Origin of the sequence: Flavobacterium sp., assembly GCF_044361015.1 — a bacterium.
GTDB lineage: Bacteria > Bacteroidota > Bacteroidia > Flavobacteriales > Flavobacteriaceae > Flavobacterium.
Genome location: NZ_JBIKJL010000030.1, coordinates 13,038 through 30,242 on the forward strand (window position 1 = coordinate 13,038; position 17,205 = coordinate 30,242).

Genomic DNA, 17,205 nt, shown 5'->3' on the forward strand with positions numbered 1-17,205 from the left:
TTTAATTAAAACGATAATGAAACATTGGATTGAAGCAGCTAGATTAAGAACATTACCGTTATCGGTATCCGGAATTTTAGTGGGAAGTTTCTATGCTTTGGCAAAACCAACGGAACAGGAGCTGACTCCCACAAATGTTTTTAGCTGGAAAATATTCGGATTATTGCTTTTGACAACTATTGGGTTGCAAGTATTATCTAATTTTGCAAACGATTATGGTGATGGTGTAAAAGGAACCGATAATGAAAATAGAATTGGACCAAAACGAGCCATACAAAGCGGAGCTATTTCACCCAAAGCAATGAAAAATGCCATAATAATTACAGCTTTTATAACTTTTTTGTTGGCGGTTTTATTGATTTATACTGCTTTTCATTTCAAATATTTTTATTATTCTTTATTTTTCCTAGCATTAGGAATAATTGCAATAGCCTCCGCGATTCAATATACAGTTGGAACAGGAGCTTATGGATATAAAGGCTATGGTGATGTTTTTGTTTTTGTGTTTTTTGGTCTGGTGAGTAATTACGGCTCTTATTTTATGTTTTCTAAGGAGTTTGATTGGATACTTTTATTGCCGTCGACAGCAATTGGGTTTTTATGCGTGGGGGTGCTCAACTTGAACAATATGCGGGATGAGGAATCTGACCGAAAAGCAGGAAAAAATACCATAGTGGTAAAAATTGGAGGTGCAAAAGCGAAACAATACCATTATTTTCTTCTCATCACCGCAATGATTTTGTTATTATTTTTCGGATTTCTTCAAAATTTTGCTATTGATCAATATTTATATGTAATAGTTTTTTTACCTATAATTAGCCATATACTTCGGGTTAAACGAAACGTGAACCCGGCAGAATTAGATCCCGAACTTAAAAGATTAGCCATTAGTACTTTTATGGTTTCCTTGCTTTTGTCCTTGTGTTTAATCTATTTTATCTCAGACGTTATTGTTTAATTATATTTATAGATAAGATGAAAATTACTTTTTACGGTCACGCATCCTTAGGAATTGAAGTAAGTGGAAAGCATATCTTGGTAGATCCATTTATTTCAGGCAACCCAAAAGCAGCTCATATAGATATAAATTTGCTGCAAGCCGATTATATTTTACTCACACATGCTCATCAGGATCATATTTTGGATGTAGAAGCTATTGCTAAACGAACTAATGCTTTAATTGTTTCTAATTGGGAAATTGCTACTTATTTTAGCAACAAAGGCTTTAAAAGCCATCCTATGAATCATGGCGGTAGTTGGAAGTTTGATTTTGGTTCTGTAAAATTTGTTCATGCAGTTCATTCAAGTTCATTTCCTGATGGAAGTTATGGCGGAAATCCGGGTGGTTTTGTGATTGAAGGGGAACATAAGAATATTTATATTTCCGGAGATACATCGTTGACAATGGATATGAAACTCATTCCGATGCGTACAAAATTGGATTTAGCAATTTTATCTATTGGAAATAATTTCACAATGGATGTGGAAGATGCTATTATTGCTGCTAATTTTGTAGAATGTGATAAAATCTTGGGGGTTCATTTTGATACATTTGGATTTATAGAAATCAACCATGAAGAAGCAATTAAAAAATTCTTTAATAAGGGTAAAGATTTAATGCTTTTAGAAATTGGCAATTTTATTGAATTGTAGCAGTTGAAGGCAACCTATCAAAAATACATTTTAAACTTCAAGAAACCTTCCGGAACTTCCAGAGGAATACTTACTCAAAAAGAAACCTGGTTTATCATTTTAGAAGATAATAATAAAAAGGGAATAGGTGAGTGCGGTATTTTACGAACATTGAGCGTAGATGACCGACCCGATTATGAAGATAAATTGAAATGGGTTTGTGAAAATGTTCATTTGGGAGTAAATCAACTTTGGGAACAGTTGATGGAATTCCCTTCTATTCAATTTGGAATCGAAATAGCATTTCAATCGTTGCAAAGTGAAAATCCGTTTGTCTTATTTCCTTCTGCATATACTTCAGGAGTTCAAACCATTCCAATTAATGGACTAGTTTGGATGGGGGAAGAGTTGTTTATGAAACAACAAATTGAAGAAAAAATTGAACAGGGTTTTACTTGCATCAAACTTAAAATAGGAGCGATAGATTTTGAAAAAGAGTTAAGTTTATTGCGATTTATTCGTCAACATTTTGATGAAAATATGATTGAAATTCGTGTGGATGCTAATGGTGCTTTCGATTCAAACGAAGCTTTAGATAAATTAAATCAATTAGCTGATTATAAATTACATAGTATTGAGCAACCCATTGCAAAAAACAATACTGACAGGATGGCAGAACTGTGTAAAAGCACGCCTTTTCCTATTGCTTTAGATGAGGAATTGATTGGTGTGTTTACAAAAAATGAAAAGGTTACTTTACTACAAAAAACAAGCCCTCAATTTGTTATTTTAAAGCCAAGTTTAGTAGGTGGATTTCGTGGAACTAAAGAATGGATTGATATAGCAGAGCAACTTCAAATTAAGTGGTGGATTACTTCTGCTTTAGAAAGTAATATTGGATTGAATGCTATTGCACAATGGACTTTTTTACTAAATAATCCAATGCCTCAAGGTTTAGGTACAGGCGGATTATATGCCAATAATTTTGATTGTCCGTTAGAAATTCAAAAAGGAATGCTATTTTATAACAATCAATTAGCGTGGAATACTACTTTTATTGATTTTTGAGAATCATTAATAATTTGAATATTTTGCTATTAATATGATTAATTGAACCCAAATGTTTAAGTTTGAAAATTATTCACTCTTATTGTGTTTGTGTGCTTTTATTGCCGGTTTTGTTGATGCTGTTGTGGGCAGTGGCGGTTTAATATAAACGCCATTGGGTTTTATTTTGTTGCCAAACTTACACTTAGCAAACATAATTGGAACTTTAAAAATTACTTCTTTTGCAGGTACTTTCTTAGTCTCTATACTTTATCTTAAAAAGGTAGTTATTCAATGGAAAGCATTACTACTCATTATGATTTTGGCTATTCCTTCGGCTTATGTGGGTTCGTTCTTATTAAATTACGTGAGTAATGATTTTATGAAAACATTTTTATTAGTGGTTTTAACCTTATTAGCGATATATTCTTTTGTTTAATAAATCAGATAAATCTCATTCACCAACACAACAACTTTTATACAGTATCATAATAAGCATAAATGTTGGGTTTTATGATGGATTTATTGGTCCCTGAACCGGTATTTTCTTTGTGATGGCTTTTTGCAAGTTTGCTGGGTTATGATTTCCTGCAGGACTACCTCTGTAAATGCAAAAATGGTTAATCTGGCTTCAAATGTTGGGGCAATTTCACTCTTTTTTATCAAAGGGAAAATTATTTGGCATATTGCCTTGCCAATGTCTATTTGTAACGGATTAGGCGGTTTTTTAGGAGCGAAAATGGCAATCAAAAGAGGAAATAATTTTGTTCGTATATTTTTCCAAATTCTGATGGTATTGATGTTACTTCGTTTTGCTTGGGATGTTTTAACTTAAATCCGCTCGTTTCATATAATTTTTCAAAGACGTTTTTGCCTGACTTCTGATTTTGTTTTGCATAAAAGGTGTCCAGCCCAATAAATAACCTTTCCATCCCAAAGCCATTCCACTCCATTTCCATAGATTAAACGAGTCGGTATGTTTGATAATTAATCCGTTTTTGAATTCAAATTGAGCTTGAATAAAATTGACAACTTTACGATTTGTTTTACTGAAATCATAGGTGGCAACCCAATCAACAGAACCACTATAATCCGTGCAGCTAACATTGGAAAATTCAATAGTTAGATTTCCTTTGCTGCGTTCAACAAGCATTTGCCACATGGCGGTAACTTCTTGTTGGTTCAGTGTACCGAAAGCTGGGTCTTTAAAAGTTGCTTCCGGATGATAGCATTCTGCCATGGATTGGGCATTTGCCTTGCTGAATGAATCGTAAAATTTTAAGAGTAAATTATGGGTTGTATGCATTTTTCCATTTTTTTGTGGTTATGGCTTTTATTTTATTTTCATCGTTTACGGATACGCGAAGTTTCTTTATGCTGTGTTTCTTTTCGTAATCAAATTTATATCTAAAGACGGTATTTTTTTTTTTTTTTTTCTAACCACAAAACTTCTATTAATTTAATCTCTTTAAATTGCCCAAAACCACGAATAATATTTTGACAGGTCAATGAAATTTTGTCTTTATCAATATTTTTTTAAATTTTCGGTGTTGCTTCTTCACTTGTAAAAGACTTGAAAGTAGAGGTGTTGCAAGTCATCAAAACGCGTTTGCCTAATTTTTAAGCTCTGTTTTTTTGGATTGTATTTACTTCACTCATGGAAAGGTTGATCACTGTTGGTTTATCAGTTTCTGAAGGCGAAGAAATTCCTTTTTTCGATTTACAGCCGAGTAATAAAAATAGACAAAAAAGGAAAACAATTTTTTTCATGAATTAATTTTAAGTAATAAATTCGGATTAGGGCAATTTTCTTTAAAATAGTCCAAGTCCTTTTCACTGCAAACTCCGGGATAGTCTCCAAAATAATCTCCAATATTTTTTATGATTTGAAAATGTAAATGTGGAGCATAATCACCATTAACTGAGGAATTGCCTAACTCAGCGATTTTATCACCTTGTTTAACAGGTTGACCAATATGTAACAAAGCTATACTTTCTAACGCAAGATGACCATAAAGCGTATAAAATTGACAATTATTTAACGTATGTTGTAAAATAATTGTCGGTCCGTAATCGCCTAGATTGGTATTATTTTGAAAACTATGGACTGTACCTTCTAATGCAGCTAAAACAGATGTTCCGGCAGCAATCCATAGGTCTAGGCCAATATGAATGTTTCGTACTTCTGTAGATTGTTCATTAAAAATAGTACTGCGTTCGTATAAATTTCGTTTTTCAAGATATCCACCATAAGCTACCTTTGCTTTGTTTTTATATAGGTATTTGTTGAGAAATTGGCTGTAATCTTCAGCGGTTTTAGGTGAAAATTTCGACATTTGTTTGCTTTGTACGGATAAATCCAATGAGATATAAGTTTCATAAGGAATGGAAGCATCAATGACTTTGACGTTTTTTATTTTTTTTAGACTTTTTTCAAAATTTTCCATCTGAATCAATTAAACAGTTTGTTAAATATTGATTTTAAACTTTGGCAACAAAAAAAGCCGTTGATTAAACGACTTTTCGATTTGTTAATTAGTTGTTTTAATATAAACTGGGATAATCACTTGGATTTACCTCATTCATCATGGTGTAGACTTTTTCAAAAATATCTTCAGACGAAGGTTTTGAAAAATAATCACCATCTGTTCCGTAAGCCGGACGATGAGCTTTTGAGGCTAAAGTTTGTGGTTTACTGTCAAGATAATCATAACCGTTTTGAACATCAAGAATTTGCTGTAGAATGAAAGCAGAAGCTCCACCCGGAACATCTTCATCAACCACTAATAAACGATTGGTTTGAGATAAACTTTTCTTAATGTCATGGTTTATGTCAAAAGGCAAAAGTGATTGAATATCAATTATCTCGCAATTTATACCAACTTCTTGTAGCTCTTTAGCCGCTTGTTCTACCAAGCGTAAAGTGGAACCATAGGATACAATCGTTAAATCTGTTCCTGAACGAATAGTTTCTACAATTCCAATAGGTGTTTTGAATTCTCCTAGATTTAAAGGCATTTTTTCTTTTAAGCGATATCCGTTTAAACATTCCACAATAAGCGCAGGTTCATCTGTTTCAAGTAAGGTGTTATAAAATCCGGCAGCTTTTGTCATATTTCTGGGTACCAAGACATGAATACCACGTACAGCATTGATAATCATTCCCATGGGTGAACCGGAATGCCAAACTCCTTCTAATCGATGTCCGCGTGTTCTAATGATTAATGGAGCTTTTTGGCGACCTTTTGTTCTGTATTGAAGCGTTGCCAAGTCGTCACTCATGATTTGAATAGCATAAAGTAAGTAATCCAAATATTGAATTTCTGAAATAGGGCGGAGGCCTCGCATTGCCATTCCAATTCCTTGACCTAAAATGGTAGCTTCTCGAATACCAACATCAGCAACTCTTAATTCGCCAAATTTTTCCTGCATTCCTTCTAATCCTTGATTTACATCACCAATATTTCCGGAATCTTCACCGAAAATTAATACTTCGGGATATTTTGCAAAAAGAGTATCAAAGTTATCTCTTAAGACTAAACGAGCATCGACATCTTCTGAAGAAGCGTCAAAAGTTGGTAAAACTTCTTTTACAGAAAACACATTTTGTGCAGATTCTGAAAACAAGTGAGAACTGAATTTTGGCTGAATTGTATTTGTATAATTCGTAATCCAAGTAGCTAATAATGGTTGGTTTTTTTCGCCAACAATCATTCGAAGTATTTTTCGGGAAATGGTAAGAATATCTTTTCGGATAGGTTCTTTTATTTCTTTTAAATCATTGGTGTATTTTTGAATAAATACTCTATTTACACTGGTTGCAGCAATGGTTTCTAATAAGGTAATTAATTCAGTTTGTTCCTTTTTTATTGGTTCAACAAAAGCATTCCAAGCTGCTTTTTTACCCTCTAAAACTTCTTTTCTAGCAATAGTATCTATCTCGTCTAATTCTTCTGTGGAGGCAATAGTATTGGCAATCATCCACAGTCGCATTTGTACTAAACAATCATATTCGGTTTCCCATGCTAACCGTTCTGCATTTTTATAACGTTCATGACTGCCAGAGGTTGAATGACCTTGTGGTTGAGTTAATTCTTTTACATGTATTAAAACAGGAACATGTTCCTCTCTTGCAATTTGAGCTGCACGTTGATAAGTACTTACTAAGGCAGCATAATCCCAACCTAAAACGGTAAAAATTTCGTAGCCATTATTGTTGTCATCCCGTTGAAATCCTTTTAAGATTTCAGAGATATTTTCCTTTGTGGTTTGGTATTTAGCATGAACAGAAATTCCGTATTCATCATCCCAAACACTCATCACCATTGGTACTTGAAGTACTCCGGCAGCATTGATAGTTTCAAAAAACAATCCTTCACTAGTACTTGCATTTCCGATAGTTCCCCAAGCGATTTCATTTCCGTTTTCAGAAAATTTATTTTTTTTAGGTAAAACGGAAACGTTTCTATAAATTTTTGAGGCTTGTGCTAATCCTAATAATCGTGGCATTTGACCGGCTGTAGGAGAAATATCGGCACTGGAGTTTTTCTGTTGAGTTAAATCTTTCCATTGTCCATTTTCATCTAACGAATGTGTTGCAAAATGTCCTCCCATTTGTCGACCGGCACTCATCGGGTCATGAGTCAAATCGGTATGTCCGTATAAACCGGCAAAGAATTGTTCAATAGTCATTTCGCCAATGGCCATCATAAACGTTTGATCACGGTAATAGCCTGAGCGGAAATCACCATTTTTAAAAGCTTTGGCTAAAGCTAATTGCGGTACTTCTTTTCCATCACCAAAAATCCCAAACTTTGCTTTTCCTGTTAACACTTCCCGACGTCCTAATAGAGAACATTCTCTACTGGTTGTAGCGATTTTATAGTCGTTTAAAACTTCTTTTTTGAAATCTTCGAAAGTCATAGCCTGCTTGGGTGATTCTGTCATCATAATCTAAATATAATCAGTAGAGAACAAATTTAAGTAAAAAGTAGTAATTATAATATAATACAATTAAAAATATAATTCAATTATTGATGAAAAAATGGTATTAATTAGAGTTTAGATTGTGATATTTTTTTAAAAATAAGCTAAAAATTAAATAAAATGTAATTTATCTTTAATTTTATAATGATTTAAAACCATTTTCGGGTAAATAATCCGATAAGCGTATTTGGATTTAAAGTAAACATAAATCGCATTTTACTAAAGTAACCTCCTTGGTTTATTTCCCAACCATTTGAGGAGTGGATAGGTAAATAAATTTCAAAATAATCGGTTAATAAATTCAATCGAATTCCACTTTCGTAAATAAACTCTGGTGAAATATTTTCATTTTTTATCAGACCGATGTCTCCATATAATTCAATCCAATTCCAAATACTATAACTTGTATTCAGTGTTGTGAGCCATTTATTGGAAAGTTTAGTGTCCAATTGAGATTTAAAAGCACCTTCCCCAACAACATATTGTTGGCTGAAAAACCCTGTGGTTTCAGATCGTCCGTATAAATTGTAGTCAAACAAATAATCATTTACTTGCGAAATCCCAAAATCATAAAAATCAGTATCTGTATTTTGGTATAAAAAAGAACCTGCATACCATCGGATATTGAATTGACGGTTATTATCATATAGTTTTCGAAAATCTACTTCAAAAGAAGCTTTGCCAAAAGTTCGGTCAATTTGTAAATCACCTTTAAAGCTATAATGGCTCAAAACTTCAGTTCTAACGTTTAGGTATTTTACGTTGAAAATTGAATAATCTTGGTATTCATCTTTAGATTCAGTATCAATAAAATCAGTTTGCTGTCTATCAATCATAACATAACGAAACAGTAATTGTTCTTTATGGTTATCTCGTAAATCACTTTCACGTCTTCTGAAAATAAGTATTGGATTAAATTTGTAAAACTCTGCATCAGGAGCATAATGAAATCGTGAACCCGACATACTGTAAATAGTTTGATACCAATTGGTTTCTCTATTGTTTTGGGTGTATAAAAAACTGAAAGACCCAACAAATGTTTTTGATTTGACTCCCCAAACCGGGTTGATATCGTAAATAAAAGGCTTGTTTAAAATAGTTTTGTTATAAAATCGCATACCGGGCATTAATCCATCATAAAGGTTATAATTTAAGATAGGTACATATAGAATTTGATTGTATTTTGGGTCTTCTAAATCTTGGAAAAAGACAAATTTAAAAGGCTTATTAGTAATGTGGAAATCAGATACAGAACGCCAATTATTTCGCAGATTAAACTCAGGAACTTCATTGTTATAATTGATAACAATTTTGTCAGCCTGATTATTTGGTAATGTAATGGTAGAATCGGTTGAAAAACCTTCAAACCATTCTTTGAAAACAACTTTTTTGTCTTTGATGCCATAAACTGGAAAAGGAACAGCAGTGCCTGTTTTATTGTGAATTGTTGCCGTGATACTGTCGTTCGTTTTAATGACGTTATGAAATTTATAATCAATTAAATCACGGGAATCAACCACGGTTTCAAAAAACCAGTTTAAGTTTTTATCCGTTTTAATTTTTAATTCTTTTTCAAAATCTGTTCGGTTTGTTTGTTGCTTTAGGTTTTTGGTATAAAATTGTTTAATACTAGTAGAAACAATAGAATCACCTAAATAGTTGTCGAGGTATTTTAAACTTAACCCAGCTCTGTATTTTCCTGAAATTTGTTCATTGAATTTTAAGGATGTATCTTTTAAATCACCTATCGCTTGGTCTAAATTTTTCCGTGCCATGAGCAAATAAAAGTAGCTGTACTGTTCATTGAAACTAATATCCATCAAGTGGTATCCTTTTAATATTTTCAACTTACTGATATTGCCCATCATTTTTAATTCCGGGTAATTTTCATCAATATAATTCATCATGAGGTAGACTTGAATTCCATCATAAATCCAATTGTCCTTTCTTGGGTCTAACCTTAAAGATTTTTCTAAAAAAGTGTTGATATAGGTTTTCAAAAACTTCAATTCAAACAATAAATCATTTGGAAAAGGGCTAATAAAAGAAGGTAATTGATTCAAACCATAAAATGGATTTCTGTCATAATCAGTTTGGGATATTGTGATTTTTTTGTGTGGATAGGCTCCTAAATTTTGATCCACAAAATTGACTATTTTATCAATTAAAATTGCTTTTTGAATTACATCTACTTTGCTGTCATTCAAATTGGTGACTACTTCAACTAAATCATTTTTATAACTTGAATAGGTTTGAGAAGGTTCTATAAATAGACTAAAATTGGTTCTATTTTGTCCTTCTAAAAAATAAGTTTGATTACTCAAATCTATTTCAGGAATGCCAACATTTAAATCGGACGATAATTTTAAAGATTTAGACATTTTAAGGCTCATTTTTATATCAAACGTAGCATTTGCAATATCATCAAGATTCAAATTACTGTAAGTTACAAAAGTATTGTTTTCTATTCGGGCTGGTGTTAATAACCAATTTTTTAAACTATAACCTCCACCAATTTCAAATCCATAGTTTGTGAATTTATTGTTGGGTATTTTGACGTAATATAAAAGGTTTAAAGTTATTTTTTCTCCTGATTTCAGGGGTTTGCTAAGTAAAACTTCAACAATATCAGGGTGTTTGTCCGGTCGGCACCAATCAACAATTCGTTTTTCTGAATCAAGAATTGATAAGTTATTGGTGCTTCCTCTGTCTTTAAAATTTGCTAAATGAAATCCCCTGTAATGTTCATCAGAAAAACGTTTAGCTAAAGGAGTGTTTTTTTCTGAAAAAGAGTTATTCCAATCGTTCAATACAATTTTATAAAGTGTATTTTCAGAAGTATTGTGATAGATTAGTTCCTGTTTTATAAGTAATGATTTTTGTTCCGGAAAAAGTTCAACAAATAAGTTTTGTTGATGTTGAGAAAATCCCACAACAAACATAAAAAGAAATAAAAAGGAAATAGCAATTTTGGTATTCTTATTCAAAGGAACGCATATATTTTGAGGTTGAAAGATAGTAAATATAACTAAAAGATAATCTTAAAAATTTTAAAAACACTAGTGTTTAAGATAATATTAAGTAAATTTGACAAAACTAAAATACCAATGACAAAAAGAGTGCTTCTTTGGGTCGGTTTACTAATGTCTACTTGCATTTTTTCACAAGTGGTAATCAATGAAGTAGATGCTGATACACCCGGTTTAGATGTAAAAGAATTTATTGAACTCAAATCTCAAACTCCATTTTTTTCACTTGACGGCTATATCATAGTCATGTATAATGGCAGTTCTTCCGGAACAGGAACATTAAGTTATTACACTATTAATTTAGCGGGCTTAATAACGGATGGGAATGGTATTATTTTAATCGGAAATTCGCAAGTAAATCCGGCTCCTTCTTTATTGTTTCCTCAAAACACTGTCCAAAATGGACCAGATGCCATTGCTGTTTACCATGATATTATAGATAATTTTCCAATTGATACTCCGGCAACAGCTGTAAATTTAATTGATGCTTTAGTTTATGGTAATGGTGTTACACAAGCAACAGAACTGCAAACAATTTTAGGGGTAACAACTCAGCAAAATGAAAATGTCAATTCTTTAGCCGCTTCTCAGTCTATTCAACGTAAAAATGATGGAACATATGAAGTAAAAACACCAACTCCACGGACCAATAATGATGGCAGTGGTATTGTTTACAACGGAATTACTCTAGCAACAAGCGTTTCTGTTTTGAATGAAGGTGAAAATATAGTGATTACTTTTACAACTGATACACCAGTAACTACAGATTTAAACTTTACTCTAAATCTTGCCAATGGATCGTTTACAAATGCTGATTTTACTGGAAATTTATCTGTTTCAATACCATCGGGTACTTCAAATGGTTCTACAACTATTCAAGTAACTGATGATGGTTTAAATGATGGAGATGAAACGATGTCAATTGTTGTTGGTTCATTACCGGAAGGTTATATTACTTTAAATAATAATGTAAAAATCAGAGTAAAAGATATAAATTATATTGTAGCTTCTTGGGGTTCACCAATGGCTCCAACCTTTGGAAATGTTATAAGCACCATGCCCGTTGGGTATTATTCCTCTTTAGAAGGTTTGTCTGGAGAAAGTTTAAAGCAGGCTTTACAAGATATTATCGCAAACCCTGAAATTGTGCATGCTCATAATTATGGGGATATTGTGGATATTTTAAAAATCGCAGATCAAAATCCGGCTAATAACAACGAAGTTTGGTTAATGTACGTAGAACAACCACGTTCAAAAATTGACTATCAGTTAGGGCCAAGTATAATTGGCGTTTGGAATCGAGAGCACATTTGGCCTCAGTCAAGAGGCGGATTTGCTGAAGGAACTTCTTCTTTTGCAGATGGAATAAATATTTGGTTGCCAACCAATGCGGATGATATTTTGTCCGGTCATGCTGATGCTCATCATATTAGAGCAGAAGATGGTCAGGAAAACAGTTCTCGCAGTAACAGAGATTATGGTACTGATTATAGCGGACCAACTGGAAGTTTAGGAACATGGAAAGGCGATGTTGCTCGTTCCTTATTTTATATGGCTGTTCGTTACAACGGTTTAACTTTAGTCAATGGAAATCCGGCGGATAATATTTCGGGACAAATAGGAGATTTAGCTTCTTTGTTAACTTGGAATTCTACTGATCCGGCTGATGATTTTGAAATGAATCGAAATAATTATATCTATACATGGCAAGTTAATCGAAATCCTTTTATCGATTATCCTAATTTAGCTGATTATATTTGGGGAGAAAATTATGGACAACAATGGTTTCCAACACTTAGCCAACCTAAATTTGATGAAGCAAATGTTAGGGTTTATCCAATTCCGACTCGTGATGAGATTACAATAAGCGGAGTTGAATCGTTTGCGAAAGTTGAAATTTATGCTATAAACGGGCAACAAGTTTTATCGAATGAAATTGAAGGATTAACTCATTTAAAATTGAATTTACCCTCAGGAATGTACCTCATGAAAATTTTAACTGAAAATCAAACAATTACGAAAAAGATTATCATAAAATAACGAACTAATCAACAAGATTAATTCGTTTTTAAATAGACCGCTAATTCATTTAAAATTAAATTTCTGAATTAGTGGTTTTCTATTAAAAGTTTGGACTCAAATTATATTTTTTGTAAAAAGCATCAAGAACAGCTACCACTTCATCTTCAGTATCCACCACTTTAATTAAATTCATATCTTCCGGACTTGCATTTTTCTGTATATCGATCATCACATTTTTTATCCAATCCAATAGACCGGACCAAAACTCGGTACCTACCAAAATAATTGGAAACTTCCCGATTTTTTTGGTTTGAATTAAAGTAACAGCTTCAAACATTTCATCTAATGTTCCAAATCCGCCTGGCATTACTACAAATCCTTGTGAATACTTGACAAACATAACTTTTCGAACAAAAAAGTAATCAAAATTCAGGTTTTTATCTTTATCGATATAGGGATTAAAGTGCTGTTCAAAAGGCAATTCAATATTTAAACCAACGGAAGTTCCTTCACCACGATGAGCACCTTTATTTCCTGCTTCCATGATACCCGGTCCGCCACCGGTAATTACACCATAACCGGCTTTACTGATTTTATAGGCTATATTTTCAGCTAATTCGTAATATTTCTCTCCAGGTTTTGTTCTGGCTGAACCAAAAATGGAAACACATGGTCCAATTCTGGACATGCTTTCATAGCCATTGACAAACTCAGACATGATTTTAAAAATGGCCCAAGAGTCATTGGTGCGGATTTCGTTCCAAGTTTTTTGTTTGAATTTTTCTTGAATTCTATGGTCTTCGTTTTCGTATTGTTCTACAGACATTCTATCTTTTTTTAAATTAAATAAACAAGCTAAAGTAATTCTTTTTTCAGAAATTGAGCAGTGAAACTCTTTTTGTTTTTGATGATTTCTTCAGGGGCTCCTTTGCAAATAACTTCTCCGCCACCTTTTCCCCCTTCTAAACCAATGTCGATAATATAATCAGCTAACTTAATTACATCCATATTGTGTTCAATTACCAAAACGGTATTTCCCTTGTCTACTAATTTGGTAATGACTTCCATTAGCACCCGAATATCCTCAAAATGCAATCCGGTTGTTGGTTCATCCAAAATGTAAAACGTATTACCCGTATCTTTTTTTGATAATTCAGTAGCCAATTTAATTCGTTGGGCTTCGCCACCTGAAAGGGTAGTGCTTTGTTGTCCTAATGTAATATAACCCAAACCAACATCTTGAATCGTTTTTACTTTTCGATAGATTTTTGGAATGTTTTCAAAAAAGTCAACCGCTTCATCCACCGTCATGTTCAAAACATCTGAAATGGATTTTCCTTTGTAACGAATTTCCAAAGTTTCCCGATTAAAACGTTTGCCCATACACGTTTCACATTCCACATATACATCCGGTAAGAAGCTCATTTCAATGGTGCGAACACCTGAACCTTCACAAGTTTCGCATCGTCCGCCGGAAACATTAAAACTGAAACGTCCGGCTTTGTATCCACGAATCATCGCTTCGGGAGTTTGCGTAAACAAACTTCTTATTTCTGAAAACACATCTGTATATGTGGCAGGATTGCTTCGTGGTGTTCTTCCAATTGGACTTTGGTCGATGTCAATTACTTTATCAATATGCTCTAATCCTTCTATTTTTTTAAAGGGTTGTGGTTTTTTTACCGCATTAAAAAAGTGTTCGTTTAGAATAGGATAGAGGGTTTCGTTAATCAATGTTGATTTTCCACTTCCGGAAACTCCTGTTACGCAAATGAGTTTGCCTAACGGAAATTCAACAGTAACATTTTTTAAATTATTTCCGGAAGCTCCTAATAATTTCAATATTTTTCCGTTTCCAACCCGACGCTTTTTGGGCACTTCAATTTTCATTTTTCCACTCATGTATTGAGCAGTCATTGTGCTTTCTAACAACAATTGTTGTGGCGTTCCTTCACTGATGATTCTTCCGCCAAAACGACCGGCTTTCGGACCAATATCGATGACCCAATCAGCTCGTTCAATCATGTCTTTATCATGTTCAACAACCAAAACGGAATTACCAATGTCACGAAGATTTTCTAACGAATTAATCAATCGTTCATTATCGCGTTGGTGCAAACCAATACTCGGCTCATCTAAAATATATAAAACGCCAACTAGTTGCGAACCAATTTGTGTAGCCAAACGAATCCGTTGAGCTTCACCACCGGAAAGCGATTTAGAACTTCGGTTCAACGATAAATAATTCAATCCTACATCCAACAAAAATTGCGAACGAGATTTGATTTCTTTTGTAATTTCAATCGCAATTACTTTTTGCTTTTCGGATAAATATTGGTCCAAATTCAAAAACCATTCATTCAATTCCGAAATATCCATTTGCGATAAATCCGCAATATTTTTTTCATGGATTTTAAAATACAAGACTTCTTTTTTCAAACGAGAACCTTCACATTCCGGACAATCAATTTCATCCATAAATTCTTTTGCCCAACGTTTGATGGAAGTAGAACTACTCTCATCAAATTGATTCTTTATGAAATTGGAAATCCCTTCAAATTCAATTTTATATTCTTTAGTAATGCCTAAAGTTTTTGATTCTACCGAAAATTTTTCTTTTCCGCCATTCAAAATCATTTCCATGGCTTCTTCTGAAATCGTTTCAATTGGGTCCGTTATTTTAAAACCATATTTTTCTCCAATAGTTTCTAATTGTTTAAAAATCCAGGTACTTTTATATTCTCCCAATGGAGTAAAACCACCTTGTTTGATTGATGATTTTGGATTGGGAATTATTTTTTTTAAATTTATCTGATTGACGGTTCCTAATCCATTACAATGTTCACAAGCTCCTTTTGGAGAGTTGAACGAAAAATTGTTTGGTTCCGGATTTGGATAAGATATTCCTGAAGTTGGACACATTAAAGTTCTACTAAAGTACCTAACTTCTTTACTTTCCTGTTCAATTATCATTATGACATCGTCGCCATGTTGCATAGCCGTTTTAATACTTTCGGCTAAACGATTATCAGTTTCAACATCATTTTCAATTTGCATTCGGTCAATAACGATTTCAATATCGTGGGTTTTATATCGGTCGACTTTCATTCCGGAGATTATATCCTGAATTTCTCCATCAACACGAACTTTTACAAAACCTTGTTTGGCAATTTGTTGAAACAACTCTGCATAATGACCTTTTCTTGACCGGATGATAGGAGCTAATATAATGATTCGTCTACCTTTGAAAGAATCGAGAATTAATGCTTTTATTTGTTCGTCGGAATACGAAACCATCTTTTCTCCGGTGTTATAGCTATAAGCATCTGCCGCTCGGGCATACAATAAACGAAGAAAATCATAAATTTCTGTAATGGTGCCAACAGTGGAACGTGGGCTTTTGCTTGTAGTTTTTTGCTCAATAGCAATCACGGGTGAAAGTCCATCAATTTTATCAACGTCCGGTCTTTCCAACCCACCTAAAAACTGTCGTGCATAAGCTGAAAAAGTTTCGATGTATCGCCGTTGACCTTCTGCATAAACAGTATCAAACGCCAAAGACGATTTTCCTGAACCTGAAAGTCCGGTAATCACGACCAGTTTCTCTCTGGGAATAGAAACATCGATGTTCTTTAGATTGTGAACACGAGCACCTATTACTTCAATCATATCATTTGAATGCAACATACTTTTTTTTAGCAATCCGCAAAGTTACAATTTTGAAAGCAAGATTTAAACATACACATGCGAAGAATTTGTTAAACAATTTCTATTTTTGAAAAAAATAAAAATTGAATATATGAAAATATTAGGAATAGGCTCTCGAATTAAACATGCAGAATTTGGATATGGTGTGGTAACTAATGTAACGTCTAAGCATTATTGGGTAACTTTTATTGAAATAGGATTAGAAACCATTGATATCGACTGTGAATTTGAAATTATTGAAGCGTTGGAAGATGAAGTAGATTCAGTTAGTTTTTATGATGTAGAACGAACCTTGAAAAGTTTATTACAAAAATGGTCAGATGTTTCTCAAATTGTTCCCATTGCGGATAAATGGAAAGGTGGAAAACTCATCATGGAACCAGGAACTCCTACTCAAAACAAGGAAGTGCCAATTGATACATTCTTTCATAAAATTATAATGGTTCGCGATAGAATCAGGGTAATGGAACAAAAAATAAACGCCAGCAATTTAGATGAAGCCGAAAAAATAGATTTGCAACAATACATCACTAGAATTTATGGTAGTTTGACAACTTTTAATGTGTTGTTTAAAAATACAAATGATTATTTTGTAGGGGAGAAGAGTAAATAGTTTTATTTTTTTCAGCGTTTTGATTCTGAACGAATGTTACTTTAAATTCATTTTTAATGCTAATATATTGATTTACTTTTATCTTCAAATTTACATCTGAAGAGTTAAGTTATTCAATAATCATGTTTTTTAGTTTTTCCCGATAAGCTTCTAATAAAGCATTTTTAG

Annotated in this window: 14 protein-coding genes; 7 read left to right on the forward strand and 7 right to left on the reverse strand. The window is 33.1% G+C overall.

Going from position 1 to position 17,205, the window contains the following annotated elements; all coding sequences use genetic code 11:
* The first annotated feature begins 16 nt into the window (after window positions 1-16).
* The 5 genes from menA to ACIQ2Z_RS08575 all read left to right on the forward strand — a co-directional run bounded on the left by menA (window position 17) and on the right by ACIQ2Z_RS08575 (window position 3,514).
* Window positions 17-958 (forward strand): 1,4-dihydroxy-2-naphthoate octaprenyltransferase, encoded by a 942-nt coding sequence (menA, locus tag ACIQ2Z_RS08555; protein ID WP_396183723.1) that lies wholly within the window; start codon window positions 17-19, stop codon window positions 956-958.
* A gap of 17 nt (window positions 959-975) precedes the next feature.
* A complete protein-coding gene (locus tag ACIQ2Z_RS08560; RefSeq protein WP_396183724.1) occupies window positions 976-1,653 on the forward strand; it encodes a metal-dependent hydrolase in 678 nt (225 codons plus the stop codon).
* A 3-nt stretch (window positions 1,654-1,656) separates the two neighbouring features.
* Window positions 1,657-2,700 carry an o-succinylbenzoate synthase gene (locus ACIQ2Z_RS08565; protein ID WP_396183725.1) on the forward strand — a complete coding sequence of 348 codons (1,044 nt, stop codon included), beginning with the start codon at window positions 1,657-1,659 and terminating at the stop codon, window positions 2,698-2,700.
* A 154-nt stretch (window positions 2,701-2,854) separates the two neighbouring features.
* The gene (locus ACIQ2Z_RS08570) at window positions 2,855-3,118 is read left to right on the forward strand and encodes a TSUP family transporter (RefSeq protein ID WP_396183726.1); all 264 of its coding nucleotides are present in this window, start codon (window positions 2,855-2,857) and stop codon (window positions 3,116-3,118) included.
* Between the two features lie 141 nt (window positions 3,119-3,259).
* Window positions 3,260-3,514 (forward strand): TSUP family transporter, encoded by a 255-nt coding sequence (locus tag ACIQ2Z_RS08575; protein ID WP_396183727.1) that lies wholly within the window; start codon window positions 3,260-3,262, stop codon window positions 3,512-3,514.
* On the opposite strand, the gene ACIQ2Z_RS08580 is transcribed toward ACIQ2Z_RS08575, so the two are convergent.
* The 5 genes from ACIQ2Z_RS08580 to ACIQ2Z_RS08600 form a co-directional block, all read right to left on the reverse strand.
* Window positions 3,506-3,985: a nuclear transport factor 2 family protein gene (locus tag ACIQ2Z_RS08580; RefSeq protein ID WP_396183728.1), complete on the reverse strand. Its 480-nt coding sequence runs from the start codon at window positions 3,983-3,985 to the stop codon at window positions 3,506-3,508. The two genes, ACIQ2Z_RS08575 and ACIQ2Z_RS08580, sit on opposite strands and share 9 nt — an antisense overlap.
* A gap of 314 nt (window positions 3,986-4,299) precedes the next feature.
* A complete protein-coding gene (locus tag ACIQ2Z_RS08585) occupies window positions 4,300-4,449 on the reverse strand; it encodes a hypothetical protein (protein WP_396183729.1) in 150 nt (49 codons plus the stop codon).
* Window positions 4,446-5,126: a peptidoglycan DD-metalloendopeptidase family protein gene (locus tag ACIQ2Z_RS08590; RefSeq protein WP_396183730.1), complete on the reverse strand. Its 681-nt coding sequence runs from the start codon at window positions 5,124-5,126 to the stop codon at window positions 4,446-4,448. The genes ACIQ2Z_RS08585 and ACIQ2Z_RS08590 overlap by 4 nt, the downstream gene beginning before the upstream one ends.
* Window positions 5,127-5,223: 97 nt before the next feature.
* A complete protein-coding gene (locus ACIQ2Z_RS08595; RefSeq protein WP_396183731.1) occupies window positions 5,224-7,629 on the reverse strand; it encodes a thiamine pyrophosphate-dependent enzyme in 2,406 nt (801 codons plus the stop codon).
* Window positions 7,630-7,814: 185 nt separating this feature from the next.
* Window positions 7,815-10,652 (reverse strand): aminopeptidase, encoded by a 2,838-nt coding sequence (locus ACIQ2Z_RS08600; RefSeq protein WP_396183732.1) that lies wholly within the window; start codon window positions 10,650-10,652, stop codon window positions 7,815-7,817.
* Window positions 10,653-10,772: 120 nt separating this feature from the next.
* On the opposite strand from ACIQ2Z_RS08600, the gene ACIQ2Z_RS08605 reads away from it, so the two are divergent.
* A complete protein-coding gene (locus ACIQ2Z_RS08605; RefSeq protein WP_396183733.1) occupies window positions 10,773-12,734 on the forward strand; it encodes an endonuclease in 1,962 nt (653 codons plus the stop codon).
* An 82-nt stretch (window positions 12,735-12,816) separates the two neighbouring features.
* Here the strand turns inward: ACIQ2Z_RS08605 and ACIQ2Z_RS08610 are convergent, their stop codons facing one another.
* Window positions 12,817-13,542: a TIGR00730 family Rossman fold protein gene (locus tag ACIQ2Z_RS08610; protein ID WP_396183734.1), complete on the reverse strand. Its 726-nt coding sequence runs from the start codon at window positions 13,540-13,542 to the stop codon at window positions 12,817-12,819.
* A gap of 29 nt (window positions 13,543-13,571) precedes the next feature.
* Window positions 13,572-16,403, reverse strand: a complete 2,832-nt coding sequence (uvrA, locus tag ACIQ2Z_RS08615) for an excinuclease ABC subunit UvrA (RefSeq protein WP_396183735.1) — start codon at window positions 16,401-16,403, stop codon at window positions 13,572-13,574.
* A gap of 112 nt (window positions 16,404-16,515) precedes the next feature.
* On the opposite strand from uvrA, the gene ACIQ2Z_RS08620 reads away from it, so the two are divergent.
* Window positions 16,516-17,037: a hypothetical protein gene (locus ACIQ2Z_RS08620; RefSeq protein ID WP_396183736.1), complete on the forward strand. Its 522-nt coding sequence runs from the start codon at window positions 16,516-16,518 to the stop codon at window positions 17,035-17,037.
* Window positions 17,038-17,205 lie beyond the last annotated feature (168 nt).

Coding starts and splice junctions, on each gene's coding strand:
- uvrA (WP_396183735.1), bottom strand. CDS start 16,403: ATGTTGCATTCAAATGATATGATTGAAGTAATAGGTGCTCGTGTTCAC.
- ACIQ2Z_RS08595 (WP_396183731.1), bottom strand. CDS start 7,629: ATGATGACAGAATCACCCAAGCAGGCTATGACTTTCGAAGATTTCAAA.
- ACIQ2Z_RS08610 (WP_396183734.1), bottom strand. CDS start 13,542: ATGTCTGTAGAACAATACGAAAACGAAGACCATAGAATTCAAGAAAAA.
- ACIQ2Z_RS08605 (WP_396183733.1), top strand. CDS start 10,773: ATGACAAAAAGAGTGCTTCTTTGGGTCGGTTTACTAATGTCTACTTGC.
- ACIQ2Z_RS08585 (WP_396183729.1), bottom strand. CDS start 4,449: ATGAAAAAAATTGTTTTCCTTTTTTGTCTATTTTTATTACTCGGCTGT.
- menA (WP_396183723.1), top strand. CDS start 17: ATGAAACATTGGATTGAAGCAGCTAGATTAAGAACATTACCGTTATCG.
- ACIQ2Z_RS08620 (WP_396183736.1), top strand. CDS start 16,516: ATGAAAATATTAGGAATAGGCTCTCGAATTAAACATGCAGAATTTGGA.
- ACIQ2Z_RS08575 (WP_396183727.1), top strand. CDS start 3,260: ATGATTTCCTGCAGGACTACCTCTGTAAATGCAAAAATGGTTAATCTG.
- ACIQ2Z_RS08590 (WP_396183730.1), bottom strand. CDS start 5,126: ATGGAAAATTTTGAAAAAAGTCTAAAAAAAATAAAAAACGTCAAAGTC.
- ACIQ2Z_RS08560 (WP_396183724.1), top strand. CDS start 976: ATGAAAATTACTTTTTACGGTCACGCATCCTTAGGAATTGAAGTAAGT.
- ACIQ2Z_RS08580 (WP_396183728.1), bottom strand. CDS start 3,985: ATGCATACAACCCATAATTTACTCTTAAAATTTTACGATTCATTCAGC.